Here is a 19,423-nt window from a genome sequence, read left to right as displayed (position 1 = left end):
AAAGGAACGAGAAAGGCGGCCTGCCTACATTGAGCCTGCCCCGGCATCGAGCCGGACGTTTCCTTCATCGACGGACCTGCCCATGCACTGGAGCATCCTGTGTGACTTCGACGGCACCATCAGCCTCGAGGATGTCATCGACTCGCTGCTGGAGAAGTACGGCCAGCCGGGCTGGCAGGCGCTGGAAGACCAGTGGAAGGCAGGAAAGATCGGCTCGCGCGAATGCATGCAGGGCCAGGTGCGGCTGCTGAAGCTGGACCCGGCCACGCTTGATGCGCACCTGGACCAGGTGCAGATCGATCCGGGCTTCGTCGCCTTCGTCGCCCGCGCCGAACAACTGGGCCTGCCGCTGCGCATCGTCAGCGATGGCCTGGACTATGCGATCCACCGCATCCTCGCCAACCACGGCCTGTCGCGACTGCCGGTGGTGGCCAACCATCTGCGCTGGTGCGAAGACCACTGGGAACTGGAATCGCCCTATCAGGCCGAAGGTTGCCGCAGCGGTACCTGCAAATGTACCTGCGCCGCGCAGGCGCGCGCCAACCAAGCACCGCGCGTGCTGATGATCGGCGACGGCAGCTCGGATTTCTGTGTGTCCGAAGATGCCGACTTCGTGTTCGCCAAGCGCCGCCTGATCACCCATTGCACGAAGGCCGGCATCGAGCATGCCGCCATCGACACCTTCCACGATGCAATCGCGCTGTTGCCGCGCCTGCTTGATGGCAGCCTGCTGCAGCCATGTCGCATCGACGCCAGCCCGCAGCCCGCCGTACTGCCCCTGATGCTGGCCACCGCCTGAGCACTCCCTTCCAGCCACGCTCCCCCGTTGCCCCCTTTCGAACGTCCTTCACGGAACCGAACTGCATGAATATTTTTGACAAGAACGCCGACGCCGCTGCCTCCGATGCGCAGCTGCTGGCCGACGAAGCCCGCTACAGCTCCTTCGGCGACACCGTCCACTACGTCGACCCACCGAAGATCTTCCAGCGCGGCGAAGGCAGCTACATGTTCGATGGTGCGGGCGTGCCCTACCTCGACCTGCAGATGTGGTACTCGGCCTGCAATTTCGGCTACAGCAACAAGCGCCTGAACGACGCGCTGAAGGACCAGATCGACACCCTGCCGCAGGTCGCCAGCCAGTACCTGCATCCGACCCGCGTGCAGCTGGCCAAGACCATTGCCGTGGACATGCATGAGAAGTTCGGCCTCGATGGCCGCGTGCACTTCAACGTCGGCGGTGCGCAGGCCATCGAGGATTCGCTGAAGATCGTGCGCAACGCGCGTGGCGGAAAGAGCCTGATGTTCGCCTTCGAAGGCGGCTACCACGGCCGTACCCTGGGCGCCTCGTCGATCACCTCCAGCTACCGATACCGCCGCCGCTACGGTCACTTCGGCGAGCGTGCGATGTTCATCCCGTTCCCGTACCCGTTCCGCCGCCCGAAGGGCATGACCCCGGACGAGTATTCCGACCACTGCGTGTGGCAGTTCGAGCGCCTGTTCGAAAGCGAATACAACGGCGTGTGGGATCCCAAGGTCGGCCAGGCCGAGTACGCCGCGTTCTACGTCGAGCCGATCCAGGGCACCGGCGGCTACGTCATCCCGCCGCGCAACTTCTTCACCGGTCTCAAGCGCGTGCTGGACAAGTACGGCATCCTGATGGTCGTCGATGAAATCCAGATGGGCTTCTGGCGCACGGGCAAGCTGTGGTCGATCGAGCACTTCGGCGTCACCCCGGACGTGCTGGTATTCGGCAAGGCGCTGACCAACGGCCTGAACCCGCTGTCCGGCCTGTGGGCACGCGAAGAGCTGATCAACCCGACCGTGTTCCCGCCGGGCTCCACCCATTCCACGTTCAACTCCAACCCGCTGGGCACCCGCCTGGGCCTGGAAGTCCTGAAGCTGGGCAAGGAAATGGACTACGAGCGCACTGTGCCGGAAAAGGGCGCGTACTTCCTCGACGGCCTGCGTGGTCTGCAGAAGCGTCACCCGGAAATCGGCGACGTCGACGGCCTGGGCCTGGCCCTGCGTGCGGAGATCTGCCAGACCGACGGCTACACGCCGAACAAGGAACTGCTGGACCGCATGGTCGACATCGGCCTGGCAGGTGACCTGCTGCACGACGGCAAGCGCATGGGCCTCGTGCTGGACGTGGGTGGCTGGTACAAGAACGTGATCACATTTGCGCCGTCGCTGGACATCAGCTACGAAGAGATCGACCTGGCGATCATCCTGCTTGACCAGGCGCTGACCAAGGCCAAGGGCTGAGGTCGGATGCGCTGCCGGTTCCCGTGCTGATGGAAATGACGTCACGTGCATCCAGCACCGCGCTGGAACCGGCCGCGCTGCTGGAAGGCTTCCTGGCCCACCCGCCGCTCGGATTCGAGGCAGGCCGCCTTCCCAGCGGCCTGCCGACCTTCCGTGCACCGCTCGACCTGACCACCACGATGGACGACGCGCTACGCAGCAGGCTGCTCGGCCTGCCGCTGTCGCGCCTGTGGCGGCCGTGGATCACCTGGAAGACCCGCTTCGTCGGCGCCACCGCCACCGAGTACACCCCGCTGCCGGCACACGTCGCGCCGGAGGCGCTGGCCGAGGACGTGACGCGTCACGCGATCGGCGATACCCGGCTGCTGGTGGTCAAGGACCTGGCCATCGATTCACCACTGCTGGACGACGCGGCCAATGCGCACAGCGCGTCCTTCCTGCAGGCATTGCTGGCGCGCGGCTTCGTTGAACTGGACGGCATGCCGCTGGCCTGGGTGGCGATCGATTTCGATTCGATCGACGGCTATCTTGGCCGGCTGTCGCCCTCGCGCCGCAAGAACATCCGACGCAAGCTCCGTTCGCGCGACGGCCTGCAGATCGACTGCATCGCCACGGGAGATCCGGCCCTGGCCGACCCGCAGCTGCAGGCCGAACTGCATGCACTGTACCTGGCCGTGTACGCGCAGAGTGCAGTGCACTTCGACCAGCTCGAACCCGCCTACTTCCGGCATCTGCTGGCCGATGGCCACGGCCAGGGGCGCATGTTCCTGTACCGCCACCAGGGCCGGCTGATCGGCTGGAACCTTTGCTACGTGCATGCAGGAAAACTGGTGGACAAGTACATCGGCCTGGCCTACCCGCAGTCGCGCGAGCACAATCTGTACGCGGTGAGTTGGATGCACAACCTTGAGTACGCGCTGCTGCACGGCCTGAGCCACTACGTGGCTGGCTGGACCGATTCGCGGATCAAGGCCGAGCTGGGCGCCCGCTTCACCTCCACCCGGCATGCGATCCACGCACGCTCCCCACTGCTGCGCGCCGCCCTGCGCCGGCTGGCACCATACCTGCAGGGCGAACCTGATGGAGGCGGCTGAGCAATGCTGGTGCGTTCCCCGCTGATCCTGGACCTGGACGGTGGCGTGCTGCCGCTGCCACAGGCGCAGACCCTGGCGCTGCCGCAGTGGCACGATCCACTGCGCTTCGCCTGCAGCAACGCCACCCTGGATCGCTTCGGCGCTGAAGTACTGGCGTCGCTGCCTGCGCAGCCGTGCACAGTGATGCTCGGCAGTGGTGACTTCCACCATCTCAGCCTGCCGCTGCTGCGCCGCATGCGCGCACAGGCGCCGTTCCAGCTGGTGGTGCTGGACAACCATCCGGACAACATGCGTTTTCCGTTCGGCATGCACTGCGGTTCGTGGGTGAACGCTGCCAGCAAGCTGCCGCAGATCTCGCACATTCATGTACTCGGCATCACCTCCAGCGACATCGGCCTCGGCCACGCCTGGGAGAACCACTGGCGCCCGCTGCTGGGCGGCCGCCTGACGTACTGGTGCATGGACGTGGATGTCGGCTGGGGCCATCGCCTCGGCATGGGCCACGCCTTCCGCCGCTTCGAGCACCCTGAAGCGCTGGTGGCCGCGTTCGCTGCCGAACAGGCCAAGTCGCCACAACCCACCTACCTGTCGATCGACAAGGACGTGTTCGCCGAGGACGTAGCCCGCAGCAACTGGGACCAGGGCCGCTTCCAGCTGGAGGACGCGCTGGTGGTGATCGAGGCGCTGCGTGCCGGCGGCCTGGTCGGCAGTGACATCACCGGCGAAGTGTCGCTGGCCAACTACCAGAGCCGCTTCAAGCGCTGGCTGTCGTCACTGGATGGCCAGCCGGACATCAGCGCCGATGATCTTCCCGCCTGGCAGGCCCGGCACCAGCAGGTGAACCGCGAACTGCTGGCAGCGATGGCTTCGGTCCCGATGGCCTGCTGACTGCAGGTGCCGGCCGCTGGCCGGCACTACACTGGATTCCCACCCCAGGAGCCCCCGCCATGACCCAGACCGTCATCCCGCAACTGCGCATGCGTCACGCCGATACCACCCTGCCGTTCTACGTGCAGGGGCTGGGCTTCGTGGTCGACTGGGAGCATCGCTTCGAGCCCGGTTTTCCGCTGTTCGCCCAGCTCACCCGCGATGGCCAGACGATCTTCCTCACCGAACACACGGGCGACTGCGAGGTCGGCGGAGCGGTGTACTTCATCGTCGAGGATGTGGATGCCCTGCACCGCGCCTTCAGTTCGGCCAGCGTGCCGATCGAGCAGCCGCCGCATGACACCGAATGGGGCAGCCGCGAAATGCTGCTGCGCGACCCGGATGGCAACCGGTTGCGCTTCGCCACCCACACGGACTGAATGACGCTGGCTTGAGACGGACATACGAAACGTATACGATTCGTATATTCACTCCTCAAGGAGCCCTCATGGGCATCGTCAACATCGATGACACCCTGCACGACCAGCTGCGTCGCGCCTGCACCGTCTCCAGCCGCTCGATCAACGCCCAGGCCAACTTCTGGATCCGGGTCGGCATGCTGTGCGAGATGAATCCTACGCTGAGCTTCCAGGATATCGTCGCCAGCGAACTGCGCGCGGCCGGCGTGCAGCCGCCACTGCTGCCGTCGGGCCAGGTCTGAGCCCATGGGCATCATCAAGCGCCCCGACGAAATCGCGCTGATGGCCGAATCCGGGCGCCTGCTGGCGCGGGTGTTCGCCGCGCTCGACCGGCTGCCGCTGCAGGGCCGAAGCACGATGGAGATCAACGATTTCGTCGAGCGCATGATCGTCGATGAGCTGCAGGCACGGCCCGCCAGCAAGGGCCAGTACGACTTCCCGTATGTGCTCAACACTTCGATCGACAACGTCATCTGCCACGGCGTGCCCAGCACCTCCGACGTGCTGCGCAATGGCCAGATCGTCAACCTCGATATCACGCTGGAGAAGAACGGCTACATCGCCGACTCCAGCACCACCTACCTGGTCGGCGAGGTCGACTACGCCGCGCGCAGGCTGGTGCAGACCGCCTACCAGGCGATGTGGAAAGGCATCGCCGTGGTGCGGCCCGGCGCGCGCCTGGGTGACATCGGCCACGCCATCGCCCGTCACGCCCGCAGCCACGGCTACAGCGTGGTGAAGGAGTATTGCGGGCACGGCATCGGCCAGGAAATGCACGAGGAACCGCAGATCCTGCACTACGGCCATCCCGGCACCGGCATGGTGCTGGAAGAGGGCATGGTGTTCACCGTCGAGCCGATGCTCAACCAGGGCAAGCCAGCCATCCGCCAGCAGCCGGGCGAATGGCCGGTATACACGCGCGATGGAAAGCTCTCGGCGCAGTTCGAACACACCGTAGCGGTCACCCGCAGCGGCGTGCGCGTGCTGACCCTGCGCCCGGCCGAAGCGCCCCTGTGCGCGGTGGATGCGGCCTAGAACGGACGCTGCTGCATCCCGGCCGCGTCATGCAGGGCGCGGTGTCGTCCCGTCAGCGGTTCACGCACGCGTTGTGCCACGTAGCCGACGCTGGCGGCAAGGATGAAGGTGTAGCCCAGCAGTTCGGTGGTTTCCTCGATGGTGTTCTTGAACACCCGGATGTACTGGTCTCCCAGCAGCCCGCTCCACAACGATGTCATGCCGATCAGGCGCGAGTAGAACAGCAGAAGGACCAGGCCGATGGTCATCACCGTACCCGGCCTCGATACCAGGAAGCGCACCAGCCCCTGCACGCTCCTTCGCCAGTCGCGGCCGGCCCAGGCCAGCGAACCGGCAATCAGCACGGCCACCGGATACTTCCAGAAACCGTGTGCGATCAGATCCAGCGCCTCGTCCATCTCACGCAGGAACATGCAGGCAAACAGCGCTGCAGCCAGAACGGCGAAGGGCCGATCATCCACACGTTGCAATGCCAGCCGGACGAAGGCGGCCACGCTTGCGACCAGAAAACCCTCCTGGGTCAGCTCGACCAGCGACCACTCCCCAACCGCGTTGCCCAACCAGTGGATATCAAGCCAGGCCAGCGCCGGCGGAATGGCCATCATCAGGCCGAACAGAAGCGTGCGTCCCAGATGGGAAAGGAGCAGTCGTAGATTGTCTTTCATGCAACACCGATGCCGCACAATGGCGGACGTACAACAGGAACACAGGCGACCCGGGGGCTGCCGGACGACGGCATGCGCGGCGGGGTCGCGGCGAGGCACGCATTATCCGCGCCGCGACCTGTCGCGTGAACCATACCGATGGAACACATACGCAACACCGGCGTACATCACGCACTCATGGCGATAGTGGACGCAACAGCAGCAGCGAAGCGAGGCAGAACATGAACACCGCCACGCCAGTGTCCAGCACCCGCCAGGCGCCCGGCCTGCGGAACACCGGCTGCAGAAGGCGCGCGCCGTAGCCCAACGTGCAGAACCAGACCACGCTGGCCATGCAGGCACCGGCGGCGAACGCCCAGCGCAGGTCACCCGGGCAGCGCGTGGACAGGCTGCCCAGCAGCACCACGGTATCCAGATAGACGTGCGGATTGAGCAGGGTGAACGCCAGGCAGGTGAGCAGCACGTGGCGTCCGTTGCCACCCGCTGGCTCGGCTGCGGCCAGCGCACTGCCACCGCGCCACGCGCGCAGCCCCGCCTGCAGGCCATACCAGAGCAGGAACGCTGCACCACCGAAGCGCAGCACCTGCAGCAGCAATGGCCACTGCAGCACCAGCGCGCCCATGCCACCCACCCCGGCCAGGATCAGCGCGGTGTCTGCGCCGGCACAGGCCAGCACCACGCGCCCCACGTGACGCTGCTGCAGCCCCTGGCGCAGCACGAAGGCGTTCTGTGCACCAATGGCGATGATCAGGCCGGCACCTGCAAGCAGGCCGGCGACGGTAGCGGCGATCCACATCAGGACAGGCCAGGCAGCGAGGGGACGCGCAGGGTGCGGTCGCCGCCCCTGTTTAGACAATCTGATTTTTCTTTATCCTGTGCAGGAAAACTGAAGAGGCACCGGCATGGATCTGGTACATCCGCAACTGGCCGCGTTTGCTGCGGTGCTGGAAGAAGGCAGCTTCGAGGCCGCGGCACGCCGCCTGTCGATCAGCCCATCAGCACTGTCGCAGCGGATCAAGGCGCTGGAGGACAGGCTCGGCCAGGTACTGGTGGTACGTCAGGCACCGTGCCGCCCCACCGCCGCAGGCGAAGCGCTGCTGCGCCGCGTACGACCAATGCAGGCACTGGAAGCCGAAGCGCTGGCCGAGCTGCTGCCCGAGCGTGGCAGCGACGCCGCGCGCACGCCGATTCCCTTGGCGGTCAATGATGATTCGCTCGATACCTGGTTCGTGCCGGCCATCGCCGACCTGCACCAGCGCCACGGCTACCTGTTCGACCTGCGCATGGACGACCAGGACCACACTCTGCAACTGCTGCGCGATGGCAGCGTGCTCGGCGCAGTCACCGCCGAAAGCCAGCCGGTGAAGGGCTGCAACGTGCACCCACTCGGCGCGATGCGCTACCACGCCATCGCCTCGCCCGGCTTCGCCCGCCAGTACTTTGGCGAGGGCATGCAGGCTGCGGCGCTGGCCCTCGCACCGATGCTGGTGTTCAACCGCAAGGATGAACTGCAATGGCGTTTCGTGCGTCGCCTGACCCGCGCGCGGCTGCAGCCGCCGCTACACTACCTGCCCTCCTCCACCGGTTTCGTCGAAGCCGCCGCGTGCGGACTCGGCTGGGGCATGGCCCCGGAAACCCTGGTCGCGCCCGCCGTGCGCGCCGGCCGCGTGGTGATACTGGAACCCCGTCGCTGGCTCGACGTGCCGTTGTACTGGCAGCATGCGGCCGTGCGTTCAAGCACGCTGCAGCACATCACCCAGGCGCTGCGCACCGCCGCCGGCGGCACCCTTCGCTGAGGACCACACACGATGACCGCAGACCCGGGCTTCACGCCGCGCGCACTACCGTTTGCGCACTTCTTCACTACTGGGACGGCATGGGCGTGATCGGCCGACGGACAAGGACGCACCGCGCGACGGCCGCGCTGGCGCTGGCAGCCTGCCTGCCATTTGCTGCGCCCGCGCAGAGCACTGCCGATGCACCGGCGCTGGACTGGGAACAGGCGCGGCAACGCTTGGAACAGGTCTCAGACGCGCTCGCGGCCGCCGACGCGGCGGTGCGCAACAAGCAGGATCTGCAGGACGCCACGCGCCTGCTGCGCCTGCCGGAGATCACCGGCGAAGTGCGCCGCCTGCAGTTCCAGAAGACCCTCACCCTACCGCTGGGCTCACTGGCGCCGGTGGCTGAGGCTTATGGCATCGACTCGCCGCTGTCGTTCACCGAACGCGACTGGCGCACGCGTCCGGTGGTGACGGCTGTGCTGCCGCTGTACACCGGTGGCGTGATTCCGGCCGCGCAGCGCGCGGCGAGCGCCGCCCACGAACAGGCCAGTGCCGAGCGCGAGGCACAGCGCCAATCGCTGACCGTGCAGCTGGCCCAGGCCTATTTCGGCCAGCGCCTGGCCGAGCAGGCGGTGGACGTACGTCGTGATGTGCGCGATGGCTTGAATCGCCATCTGTCAGACGCGGAAAAGCTGGAGCGCGAAGGCTTCGCCACCCGTGCCCAGCGCCTGCAGGCCACCGTGGCCCGCGACAAGGCCGAGCGCGAGTACCAGAAGACGGTGAACGACCTGGCCACGTTGAAGGCCGCGCTGGCCACGTTGCTGCGCAGTGGTGGCGAGGTACAGCCGGTGTCGCCGTTGTTCGTGCAGCGCGTGCCACTGGAACCGGTGGCCAGCTTCGAGCGTACCGCGCAGGCGCGCCAGCCGCAGATCGCGCGCCTGCGGGCGATGGTCGCGCAGGCCGAGCAAGGCGTCCGCGTGCAGCAGGCCAAGCTGAAACCGCAGATCTTCGCCTTTGGACAGTACGACTTCCGCCGCCGCGATGAAATGCTGACCGACCCGGACTGGGCGTTCGGCATCGGCCTGAAGTACACCTTCCTGTCGCCGAACTCGCGGCCGGCGCAGATCAGCGCCGCACGTGCGCAACAGGAACAGGCCGAAGCGGGCCTGCGCGAGGCCGAGAACCAGGTCGCGCTGGGCGTGCGCAAGGCCTGGAACGAACTGGAAACCGCGCGCCAGCAGTACGTGCTGCTGGACAGCAGCATCGCCCAGGCACAGGAGAACCTGCGCCTGCAGGAACTGGCGTTCCGCGAAGGCCAGGCCACCTCGCTGGATGTGATCGACGCACGGCTCGGCCTCGGCGGCGCCCGCGTCGAGCGAGCGCAGGCCGCCTACCAATACGATATTGCGCTGGCACAGTTGCTGGAGGTCAGTGGACAGATGGACCGTTTTGAAGAATTCCGGCGCCGTGCGGACGAGGTGATCGACCATGAGTGATGTGCTGCACGACGAAGCGACGACGCCCCCGGGCAAGCGCCGGTTGGGCCCGATTCTGGCGGTGGTGCTGCTGATCGTGGTGGTGCTGGGCCTGTGGCTGGCCTGGCGCAGCCCCGCCGACCAGATCCAGGGCATGGCCGATGCGGACACGATCAACGTGGCCGCCAAGATCACCGCGCGCGTGGCCGAACTGAAGGTGCGAGAGGGTGACCGCGTGCAGCCCGGACAGGTGCTGTTCCTGCTCGACAGCCCCGAAGTGGCCGCCAAGGAACAGCAGGCGCACGGCGCGCTGGCCGCCGCGCAGGCGGTGGCCGACAAGGCCGACGAAGGCGCGCGCAGCGAAGACATCCGCGCCGCGGAAGCCAACTGGAAGCGCGCCGAAGCCGGCGCGACGCTGGCCGAGGCCACTTACCAGCGCGTGCAGAACCTGTTCAACGAAGGGGTAATGACCCGGCAGAAGCGCGATGAGGCCCATGCCCAGGCCACCAGTTCACGCGAACTGGCGCGTGCCGCCCGCGCGCAGTACGACATGGCATTGGCCGGCGCCCGCGAGCAGGACAAGCGCGCCGCGCAGGGCCAGGTGCAGCAGGCGCAGGGCGCGGTGGCCGAGGTCAACGCCGCGCGTGCCGAAGTGGAAGGGCGCGCGCCGGTGGCGGGCGAGATCAACAAGCGCATGGCCGACCCGGGCGAACTGGTGCCGGCCGGCTACCCGGTATTCACCCTGGTCGACATCGACCGCATGTGGGTGGCGATGAACCTGCGCGAATCGCAGATGCAGGGTCTGAAGGTCGGCAGCACGCTGAAGGGCAGCGTGCCCGCGCTGGGGCAGGACGCTGCGTTCGAGGTCTACTTCATCAATCCTGCCGGCGACTATGCGACATGGCGTACCACCCGCCAGTCGTCCGGCTACGACGTCCGCAGCTTCGAGGTGCGGGTGCGCCCGGTACGCCGCATCGAGGGCTTCCGCCCCGGCATGAGCGTGCTGTTCGCATGGCCCCAGCACTGAGCCCGGACCGCAACGGCTTCGCCGCTTCGTGGCGGCGCGAGCTGCGTGCGCTGCGCGGCAACCGCGCCGACCTGATGCTGGTCACACTGCTGCCGCTGTTGATGCTGGTGCTGATGGCGTGGATGTTCACGCCCTCGGTGATGCGTGACATTCCAATCGCCGTGGTCGATCTCGACCACAGCAGTGACAGCCGCCTGCTGCTGCGCATGCTCGATGCCAGCCCGGGCGTGCGCATCGCCAGCCAGCCGGCGGACCTGGAGGATGCGCGTTCGCAGCTGCGCCGCCTGGACGTGTTCGCGATCGTGCTGGTGCCAAGCGATGTCACCCGGCAGGCGCTGCGTGGCCGCCAGGGCACGGTGTTCGCCTATTACAACGCCACCTACATGACCACCGGCCAGTCCGCCGCGCGTGATATCGGCGATGCGGTCTCGGCCTGGAACGCACGCCTGCTGCGCGAGCGCATCGGCCTGCAGGTCGGTCCAGGCAAACTGCGCGCGGCCCCCATCGCGGTGCAGTCGGACATCCTCTACAACCCGGCGCGCAGCTACGAACTGTTCCTGCTGCCGCTGATCTTCCCGGCGGTACTGTCACTGGTACTGGCGCTGGCCGTGGCCGGCAGCCTCGGCCGCGAGATCCGCGACGGCACGCTGCCCGCCTGGCTGGGCCGCACGCCGCGGGCGGCCATTGCCGGCAAGATCACGCCGTACATCCTGCTGTTCTCGCTGTATGGCGCGCTGGGGCTGGGCTACCTCGCCTGGCTGCGCGGCGATGGCGTGGCCGGCAGCGTGCTGCTGCTGGTGCTCGCGCAACCGCTGTTCTACCTCGCTACCGCCGCCTACGCGCTGTTCTTCGTCGGCGTCACCCGCGACATGGGCACCGCACTGTCCGCCGCGGGCCTCAGCATCGGCACCGCGCTGGCGTTCTCCAGCGCCACCTTCCCGGTGCTGGACGGTCCGTTGTTCACCCGCGTCTGGCATCAGCTGCTGCCGCTCAGCGCCTACATCAAGCTGCAGACCCAGCAGCAGTTCATCGGCTCACCGCTGCAGGTTTCGCTGTGGCCACTGGCCACGCTGCTGCTGATGTCACTGATCGCTGGCGGCATCGGTGGCCTGCGTCTGGTCGCCTTCGCGCGCACACCCGAAGCCGCGCAGCCGGCGGGGGCAGACGCATGAGCGCACTGTGGCGCAGCCTGCGGCAGACCCTGATGGCAGTCCTGTGCGACCGCTACGCGATCGTGGTGATGGTCGGCGCAGTGATCCTGTACTCGTTCTTCTACCCGGCCGCGTATCGCCACCAGGTGGCCGGCAACCTGCCGGTGCTGGTGGTGGACGAAGACCACAGCGCCACCAGCCGCGAACTGCTGCGCAAGCTCGATGCACTGCGGGTCGCGCGCGTGGTCGGGCAACCGGCAGACATCGACAGCGCGCGCCAGCAGCTGGAAGCGGGCCATGCCGAGGGCATCGTGCTGATCCCGGCCAACCTGGAGCGCGACATCCTGCGCGGGCACCCGGCCAAGCTGGTGCTGCTCGGCAACGGCGCCTACCTGGGCCGCGCCAGCTGGGTGCTGGGAAGTGTGGCCGAGGCACTGGGCGCATTCGGGCGGGATGCGGTGGTCGGACAGGCCGCCTTCATGGGCGCACCGCAGGCACCGCCGGTCGCGCTGGTGCAGCGCCCGCTGTACAACACCCAGGAAGGCTATGGCAGCGCCATCGTGCCCGGCGTGGCCGAGCTGATCGTGCACCAGACCCTGTTGATGGGCATCGGCGTGCTGCTCGGCGGCCGCCGCCTCGCGCTAGGCCGCCGCTTGCGCTTCGACCTGCCGACACTGATCGGCATGGCATTGGGCTTCGGCCTGATCGGCCTGTTCGGCCTGTTCTACTACGCCGGTTTCACCGCCTGGGTGCAGGACTATCCGCGCGGCGGCAATCCATTGGGCCAGCTGCTGGGTGGCACACTGTTCATCGCCGCCACGGTAGCGTTCGGCTTGTACATCGGCAGCTTCTTCCGCACCCGCGAACGCGCCTTCCAGTACATCATCGCCACCTCCATCCCACTGTTCTTCCTGGCCAACCTGTCGTGGCCCGCCGTGATGACGCCGCAACCACTGGTATGGCTGGCACAACTGCTGCCGACCACCTCGGGCATCAACCTGATGGTGCGGCTGAACCAGATGGACGCCCGCCTGGCCGACGTCAGCCACGAACTGATCACCCTCACCGCCCTGTTCGTGCTCTACGGCAGCCTCGCCGCCCACCGCCTCCTCGCAAAAAAGGGGACGGAGGGGAATAAATCGTAAGCGGCATGATTGGGGGATTGCGACTTAATCCCCTCCGTCCCCTTTTCTGCAATGAAAAACGCCGGCGTTGGCCGGCGTTCGACGTAGTGCATTCGGCGGAAAGGGCGCTGCGGTACGGTGGATCAGCGATAGACACGTTCGCAGCGGCGTTCAACCACGCGGTCGCCGTTCTTCTGCTGGCTGTTGCCCTGGATCTGCCGGCCTGCGGCACCACCGGCCACGGCGCCCGCAACGGTCGCGAGCTTCTTGCCGTTGCCGCCGCCGACCTGGTTGCCGAGCAGGCCGCCGATCACTGCGCCGGTAGCGGTACCCGCAATGCGGTTGGGATCGCGTGAGTTGCGCTGCACTTCCACGTTCTTGCACACCACACGGCTGCCATCGTTGAACTTGCGTCCTTCGTCACGCGGGCCATAGGTCTGCGCGCCGGCAACGGACGACGCCGCCAGCAGCGTGCCCAGCACCAGCAATCGGGTTGAGGTCTTCATGGCCATCTCCTGAGGTCCGGTATGGGGTCAGTGTCCTCCCGCATCCGGCAACTGGAAGTGAAATGCGCGTGTCCGCAGGTTCATCGGCCATCGTCCGTTCAGGAAAAATCGCGCCCACCGTGATCAGCCTTCGCGATGGGCGCCGTCTCCCTACCGACTTCCCGTGTTGCTAGAACTCTTCCCATCCCCCTGCATTGGCGGCCAGCGTCGGTTCGATGCGCGGCGACAGCACTGCCGGGCGCTTCACCGGCGCGACCGACGCAGCCACTGCCGCCAGAGCGCGTGGTACCGATACCGCCGCAGCCGCCCCGGTGCGGAACACCGACACTGCCTCGGCCAGCAGGCTGGCCTGCTCTTCCATGGAGCGTGCCGCAGCGCTGGCTTCTTCGACCAACGCAGCATTCTGCTGTGTGGTCTCATCCATCTGCACGACTGCCTGGTTGACCTGTTCGATGCCCGAACTCTGCTCCTGCGAGGCAGCGGAGATGTCAGCCATGATGTCGGTCACGCGCTGCACCGAGGCCACGATCTCGCCCATGGTCGTGCCCGCCTGACGGACCAGCGCTGATCCATCGGCCACCTTGCCGACCGAATCCTCGATCAGGCCCTTGATCTCCTTGGCCGCGCCCGCCGAGCGCTGCGCCAGCGTGCGCACTTCGCTGGCCACCACGGCAAAGCCCCTGCCCTGCTCACCGGCACGTGCGGCTTCCACCGCTGCGTTCAGCGCCAGGATGTTGGTCTGGAACGCAATGCCGTCGATGACCGAGATGATTTCGGCAATCTTCTTCGACGATGCCTCGATGGCCGACATCGTCACCACCACCTGGCCCACGACCTCCCCTCCCTGTGAAGCGACACCGTGCGCGCCGATGGCGAGCTGGTTGGCCTGGCGCGCATGCTCGGCGTTCTGCTTCACGGTGGACGTCAGTTCCTCCATCGACGCGGCGGTCTCCTCCAGATTCGCCGCCTGCTGCTCGGTGCGCCGCGACAGATCGGTGTTGCCGGAGGCGATTTCGCCCGCCGCCAGGTTGATGCTGGATGCACTCGCCTGGATGCGACCGACAATCTGCTTGAGCTGATCGACAGTGGCATTGCAGTCATCGCGCATGCGGGCAAATACCCCGTGGAAATCGCCCTGCATGCGCACGGTCAGGTCACCACGCGAGATCGCCTGCAGCAGGGTCGATACCTGCACGAGGTTTTCGTCAGTGGCCTGCATCAGGCGATTGAGTCCGGCCACCATGTCGCGGAAATCGTAGGCAAAGCGATCCTCGTCGCCGCGCAGGCTGAAGTCGCCTGCCGCTGCCGCCGTCGCCAAGCGGCGGATCTCGCTGTTGATCGCCGACAGACTGGTCTTGGTCTCGTCCATTGCCTGGGTGATCGCCGCCTTCTCGCCGGGCAACGGGTCCATGTCCACCGACAGGTCGCCGCGCGCATAGTGCTTCATCACCTCGATCAACCGGTTCTGTACCTGCACGTGCGAACCGACCAGGGCATTGGTTTCATGCACCATGCGCCCGTAGTCGCCGGGGAACGCGCTCTCGTCCATGCGGTAGCTGAGGCTTCCGCCATCGTGCTGGCGGGCCAGCTCACCCTGCGCAGCCATCACCGCCTGCAGCTGTGCCTGCATGCGCTGCATCGATTTCAGCAGCTGGGTCACTTCATCGTTACCGGACGCATCGATGGCACTGTCCAGGCGCCCCCCGGCAATACCGTCAGCCAGCCTCACCGCCCCTTCCAGCGGGCGGGTCAGGCTGCGGGTGATTGCCCAGGCCGCCAGCGAGCCCAGCAGCAGGCTCAATGCCCCGAACGCGATCAACAACGTGCCCGTCCAGGATTCCGTTGCGCGGTAGTCTTCGCGGCTGCGTTCGGTCAGCGTTTCCTGGTGCCGCAGCAACGCCGAGATGGATTCGTTCCAGGCGGTGGCCAGGCCGTGCTCGGCCAGCAGCTCTTTCGCCGCGCCATCGAAATCCCCTTCCGTCATGCGCTCATGCAGCTGCCGGGTGGATGCATCGGTGGCCTTGCGGGCCGCCTCGATCCGGGCAACCAGGGTATCGCCGGTGGCATCACGCGGAATCTTGATGTATCTGTCCCATATTCCGTCATACGTTCGTGACAGCTCCTGGGCACGCTGGTAATCCTTGTCAAAATCCTCGCCACGCTTGATCACCATCAGGCGGCGATGCATCAGCACCGCGTTGTTGGTATCAAGCATGTCGTTCAACAGCCGCATTTTCACCATGTTGACGTCCACCACTTTCTCGAACTGGGCGGACTTGAGGTGATTTCCATACAGCATCAGGCCGACGATGGCCATGATGAACAGCAGCAGCAGACCGAAGCCGGCGCCAAGCCGGGACCCCACACGGAGATTACGTAAGGCAAGCATCTCAATTCCCTTGATCGTGGCCGTACGTTCGATGGCGGCGCAACGAAGGGAAACTTTATGGGACTTTATATATGGACCGATCCAAATATATGGAACTGTGCAGGCCGGCATAAAACAAACGGATTAACCCCGGCGCCGTGGCAGTATCTGCCCCCGGGGCAATCCCGATGCGCAGCAGCAATCACGCCAGTTTTACACCATGAACCGGGGCAAGGTATCCGGAATGCATGAGCGCTCCAGACCGGACAGTACCATCCGCGCAGGCGCACCCCCCTGTTATTCTCGATGCATGATCGTCCAGAGTCGGCATATGCCGCTTGTCCTGCACATCGAAGGCGCGTCCATCAATGACATCGCCAGCCTGTATGCGGAAATCAACCGCGTGCTCATGGCCAGCGAAGACTGGCAGCTGGGCCCGAGCCTGGACGCACTGGATGACCTGCTGCGGGGTGGCTACGGCGCCCTCGCCGGCCATCCCACCGCGACGGTGGTGTGGCGCGATATCGCGCACAGCCGCGCAGCACTGGGTCACGAGGCCACGCGATCCTGGCTGGAGTCGAAACTGGACCAGGCCGGCAGGTTCAACGTCGCGGCCATCCGTGACCAGCTGACTGCGCTGGAGCGCGGGCACGGGCAGACCTACTTCGAGATCGTGATGGAGATCTTCGGCGCCCATCCACGGATCACCCTCGTCGCTGGCTGAGCGCGGTGCGGCAACAACACGTGCGTGCCTCAGAACTTCGCCAGAGCCTCGCCCAGACGCCGCGGGAACGCGATCTCGCTGGCCAGGTGCCAGGCGCGTGCATTGCTGCCCAGTCGGCTCCATTCAGCCTCATCCATCGCCAGCGCACGCTCCACCGCCTGTTCCAGCGCTGTCTCGTCCACATGCCACGTCCTGGACAGATTGCAGGGCGCGCCTTCATGCGCGGCGACCAGGATGCCCCGGCTCTCGTCGATCATCTGGTTCATCGGTGCGCCATCGCAGGTGATCACGACCGCTGCACAGCTCATCGCCTCCACCAGGTAATGGCCCCAGCCTTCGGTCTGTGAAAGGCACAGGTGGAACGCGTGCTCGTTCTGCAGGCGCTGCACTTCCTGGTCAGGCAGCCGCTCGCGGACGATCCGCAGGTTCGCCGCGCTGCCCACATCTTCCCCCGACGGACCGCCACGCAGGATGGTCAGCAATGGCCACTCCGGATGTCGCTTCCAGACTTCAACAAGTGCAGCGGTCCCCTTCATGCGGCTGCTGCCGGCCGCGTGCAGGAAACTGCGGGGCCTGCGCGTTACCGTCGGATCGTAGCGGTCGCGGCTGCAGAACCCGACCTCCAGCGCGCGCAGGCCCAGACCATTGAAGATGCGCGTGGCATCTTCGGTCTTGGTCAGCAACGCATCGAAGCGCGGCAGGGTACGCAGGCTGCGCGGGGACACCCATTCCGGGTTCGGTATCAGCAGATTGACCCTGGCCAGGCCGAAGCTTGCCGGCCGGACATGTTCCAGCGAGATGTTGATGTCGAAGCGGGCCGGCGTGCGCCCCAGGCTCAGCCAGGAGGCCAGCAGCCTGCGCAGTCGCATGCCGCGGAGTTTCCAGGCGCCCCCGTTGCGGACCGCATCGAGACGACTGATGGTCACCTCGTGCCCCAGCTGCTGCAGCGAGCGCTCGATCATCTGGATGTCATGCGACAGGCCGCGCTGGTTGTCTGCGGCGAGCAGATGGATATGCGCCATCAGCAGCTGCTGCCTCCCTGGCGTACATCACGCGCGGGCAAAGCGGTCGCCAGCATGAAGCCCAGCACCAGATAGAAGTAGAACGAATGGGGCATCGCCCGGTAGAACACGTTGTCCGTGAACGCCGACAGAGCGTAGACGATGACCACGGCAAGCCCCGCAGTGGCGATCATCGCCGTGGTTTCATCGGCATGGCCGACACGCCGCACGAAATGCAGGCCCGGCAGGATGAACACCAGCAGCATGATCACCAGCAACGGCACGCCGCCGGTCGCCGCCGCTTCCAGGTACTCGTTGTGCGGGTGGTTGTAGCGGAAGATCGAATCGGACACCTCACCGCGGGCGATGCCCTCGCGCGCATAGGTACCGAACTGGTTCAGGCCCACGCCGGCCACGGGATGCTCGGCAAAGGCATCGACCGCCACGCCCCACATGGCGATGCGCTCACGGACCGAGCCGACTTCATTTTCCTGGTTGAAACCAGTGATCTCTCCGCTGACCTCGCCGAAGCGCTGGATCACCTCGTGGTTCAGCATCGTGGTCGCTCCGACCACACCAATGACCAAGGCACCGACGAAGGCCAGTGCCCCCCGCCAGCGCCGGGTGCGCCGCACATGCACGGCGATCACCATCAGCATGGCGGGGATGAACGCCAGGATCGGCCCGCGGCTCTGCGCCAGGATCGAGCCATAGACACCGACAGCAATGGCCACGCCGTGCAGCCAGCGCTCGGCCGGATGGACATTCGGCTGGATCAGCCGGATGACCGAGAACAGCGCCATGCACAGCGTGACCATGGTGAACTCGATGGCTGTCCACTCGCCGCCGCTGAAGCCATGTGCGCGCTCCAGGCCCAGGACATGATGCTGAACGATGCACGATCCACCAAAGACCAGCGTGGACAGGGCAAGGATCTTCCAGATCAGGCGCCAGTCCAGCACGGTGGCGAACACGGCGGCCGTGCCCAGGTAGAGCAGTGTCTGCGCCGGCAGATCCAGCTCGTTCCAGCGCAGGTCGTGCCAGGTGATGCTGTAGAAGGCATAGGCCAGGCGCAGGAAGCAGACGATCACGACGAACCGTGCGATGCGGTAGCGCAGGCGGACATCGGGCTGGCGGCGGATCAGCACAATGCCGGTGACCAGCAGGACCAGCAGGACCAGCGCCTTCAGCAGGGTGTAGGGGGCGGATCCGGCAAGCGGAACGATGGCGACCAGGATGCTCAGCAGGACGGTGCGCCAGGTGTAGCCAGGTTCGGCGGCCATGCAGGCTGCAGTCATGCGTGTTCTTTCTCTTTCCATCAACGCCCGCCACGAGATCGGCCGCCCGGCTTTCATGGGGCCCGTTTGGCGGAAATCGCCGGGGCTGACACTACCGTGGGGTCCCGTGGAAATCAACCAAACCGCAGGTGTACGGCGGCTTGCGTTGGCATAGGGACAGGCATGGGCATCCGCCCTGCCCCCGGCGCCGCTGGCCGGGATCATCGACTGGCCCAGATCGCTACACTAACGGTCCTGCCGGCCATGTCCGCATGGCCACGCCCCGACGCCCTGCCCAAGACGCGAAACGCCTCAAGTGACTGATACAAAAGACAACACCAGCAACGCCAAGGCGTCCAAGGAACACACCCCGCTGATGAAGCATCATTAGCGTCTGTTCATTTTCGAGCGCGAAAGCCTTGCTGGGCAAGGCCCGGACAGCCAGGCCAATACTCTGACCTGACCGCCGCAACACTATCGCAACAACTCTTCCCTCTTACTTACGCGCTGTGCGGCCACCCGTCATCCCCAGGCCCAGTCACCGGCATCCGCCTTGACCGCCCAATGCCACGCGCCTTCTGCCC

The 19,423-nt window shown here is 66.1% G+C and carries 19 protein-coding genes; 13 read left to right on the top strand and 6 right to left on the bottom strand.

Features of this window, described 5'->3' with window-relative positions:
* Positions 1–82: 82 nt before the first annotated feature.
* From D7Y61_RS02975 to map, 7 genes are all read left to right on the top strand, one after another.
* Entirely contained in the window at positions 83–799 is a 717-nt protein-coding gene (locus tag D7Y61_RS02975) for an MtnX-like HAD-IB family phosphatase (protein WP_180864900.1), read from the top strand.
* 65 nt (positions 800–864) lie between these two features.
* The gene (locus tag D7Y61_RS02970; protein ID WP_094000247.1) at positions 865–2,265 is read left to right on the top strand and encodes an aspartate aminotransferase family protein; all 1,401 of its coding nucleotides are present in this window, start codon (positions 865–867) and stop codon (positions 2,263–2,265) included.
* Between the two features lie 29 nt (positions 2,266–2,294).
* Positions 2,295–3,359 (top strand): GNAT family N-acetyltransferase, encoded by a 1,065-nt coding sequence (locus tag D7Y61_RS02965; RefSeq protein WP_180864899.1) that lies wholly within the window; start codon positions 2,295–2,297, stop codon positions 3,357–3,359.
* Between the two features lie 3 nt (positions 3,360–3,362).
* Complete coding sequence (locus tag D7Y61_RS02960) at positions 3,363–4,247, top strand: arginase family protein (protein WP_180864898.1); 885 nt, start codon at positions 3,363–3,365, stop codon at positions 4,245–4,247.
* A 59-nt stretch (positions 4,248–4,306) separates the two neighbouring features.
* Positions 4,307–4,666: a bleomycin resistance protein gene (locus D7Y61_RS02955; RefSeq protein ID WP_180864897.1), complete on the top strand. Its 360-nt coding sequence runs from the start codon at positions 4,307–4,309 to the stop codon at positions 4,664–4,666.
* A 68-nt stretch (positions 4,667–4,734) separates the two neighbouring features.
* Entirely contained in the window at positions 4,735–4,947 is a 213-nt protein-coding gene (locus D7Y61_RS02950; RefSeq protein ID WP_180864896.1) for a ParD-like family protein, read from the top strand.
* 10 nt (positions 4,948–4,957) lie between these two features.
* Positions 4,958–5,740: a type I methionyl aminopeptidase gene (map, locus tag D7Y61_RS02945; RefSeq protein WP_180864929.1), complete on the top strand. Its 783-nt coding sequence runs from the start codon at positions 4,958–4,960 to the stop codon at positions 5,738–5,740.
* On the opposite strand, the gene D7Y61_RS02940 is transcribed toward map, so the two are convergent.
* Both D7Y61_RS02940 and D7Y61_RS02935 read right to left on the bottom strand, forming a co-directional pair.
* The gene (locus D7Y61_RS02940; protein ID WP_180864895.1) at positions 5,737–6,405 is read right to left on the bottom strand and encodes a hypothetical protein; all 669 of its coding nucleotides are present in this window, start codon (positions 6,403–6,405) and stop codon (positions 5,737–5,739) included. The two genes, map and D7Y61_RS02940, sit on opposite strands and share 4 nt — an antisense overlap.
* Positions 6,406–6,580: 175 nt before the next feature.
* Positions 6,581–7,201, bottom strand: coding sequence for a LysE/ArgO family amino acid transporter (locus D7Y61_RS02935; protein WP_180864894.1), 621 nt, complete (start codon positions 7,199–7,201; stop codon positions 6,581–6,583).
* A 106-nt stretch (positions 7,202–7,307) separates the two neighbouring features.
* On the opposite strand from D7Y61_RS02935, the gene D7Y61_RS02930 reads away from it, so the two are divergent.
* The 5 genes from D7Y61_RS02930 (at position 7,308) to D7Y61_RS02910 (ending at position 12,984) form a co-directional block, all read left to right on the top strand.
* Complete coding sequence (locus tag D7Y61_RS02930; protein ID WP_180864893.1) at positions 7,308–8,201, top strand: LysR family transcriptional regulator ArgP; 894 nt, start codon at positions 7,308–7,310, stop codon at positions 8,199–8,201.
* Positions 8,202–8,281: 80 nt separating this feature from the next.
* On the top strand, positions 8,282–9,682 hold the full coding sequence (locus tag D7Y61_RS02925; protein WP_180864892.1) for a TolC family protein: 1,401 nt from the start codon (positions 8,282–8,284) through the stop codon (positions 9,680–9,682).
* Positions 9,675–10,688: an HlyD family secretion protein gene (locus D7Y61_RS02920; RefSeq protein ID WP_180864891.1), complete on the top strand. Its 1,014-nt coding sequence runs from the start codon at positions 9,675–9,677 to the stop codon at positions 10,686–10,688. Before D7Y61_RS02925 ends, D7Y61_RS02920 begins: the two co-directional genes overlap by 8 nt.
* Positions 10,673–11,860, top strand: coding sequence for an ABC transporter permease (locus D7Y61_RS02915; RefSeq protein ID WP_180864890.1), 1,188 nt, complete (start codon positions 10,673–10,675; stop codon positions 11,858–11,860). Before D7Y61_RS02920 ends, D7Y61_RS02915 begins: the two co-directional genes overlap by 16 nt.
* Positions 11,857–12,984 (top strand): ABC transporter permease, encoded by a 1,128-nt coding sequence (locus tag D7Y61_RS02910; protein ID WP_180864889.1) that lies wholly within the window; start codon positions 11,857–11,859, stop codon positions 12,982–12,984. The genes D7Y61_RS02915 and D7Y61_RS02910 overlap by 4 nt, the downstream gene beginning before the upstream one ends.
* 122 nt (positions 12,985–13,106) lie before the next feature.
* Here D7Y61_RS02910 and D7Y61_RS02905 read toward each other — a convergent pair whose 3' ends face one another.
* Positions 13,107–13,475 (bottom strand): glycine zipper 2TM domain-containing protein, encoded by a 369-nt coding sequence (locus D7Y61_RS02905; protein ID WP_005415760.1) that lies wholly within the window; start codon positions 13,473–13,475, stop codon positions 13,107–13,109.
* Between the two features lie 163 nt (positions 13,476–13,638).
* On the bottom strand, positions 13,639–15,858 hold the full coding sequence (locus D7Y61_RS02900; protein WP_180864888.1) for a methyl-accepting chemotaxis protein: 2,220 nt from the start codon (positions 15,856–15,858) through the stop codon (positions 13,639–13,641).
* Positions 15,859–16,168: 310 nt separating this feature from the next.
* Between D7Y61_RS02900 and D7Y61_RS02895 the strand changes: the two genes are divergently transcribed.
* Positions 16,169–16,561: a barstar family protein gene (locus D7Y61_RS02895; protein WP_180864887.1), complete on the top strand. Its 393-nt coding sequence runs from the start codon at positions 16,169–16,171 to the stop codon at positions 16,559–16,561.
* A gap of 29 nt (positions 16,562–16,590) precedes the next feature.
* Here the strand turns inward: D7Y61_RS02895 and D7Y61_RS02890 are convergent, their stop codons facing one another.
* Both D7Y61_RS02890 and D7Y61_RS02885 read right to left on the bottom strand, forming a co-directional pair.
* Positions 16,591–17,583 (bottom strand): glycosyltransferase, encoded by a 993-nt coding sequence (locus D7Y61_RS02890; RefSeq protein WP_180864886.1) that lies wholly within the window; start codon positions 17,581–17,583, stop codon positions 16,591–16,593.
* Positions 17,583–18,860, bottom strand: coding sequence for an O-antigen ligase family protein (locus D7Y61_RS02885; protein WP_180864885.1), 1,278 nt, complete (start codon positions 18,858–18,860; stop codon positions 17,583–17,585). The genes D7Y61_RS02890 and D7Y61_RS02885 overlap by 1 nt, the downstream gene beginning before the upstream one ends.
* Positions 18,861–19,423: the final 563 nt, after the last annotated feature.

This window comes from Stenotrophomonas maltophilia (assembly GCF_013464485.1).
In the GTDB taxonomy this organism is placed as follows: Bacteria; Pseudomonadota; Gammaproteobacteria; order Xanthomonadales; family Xanthomonadaceae; genus Stenotrophomonas; species Stenotrophomonas maltophilia_AW.
Note: the sequence above shows the minus strand (reverse complement) of the source record. Positions and strands in the feature narration are given on the sequence as shown.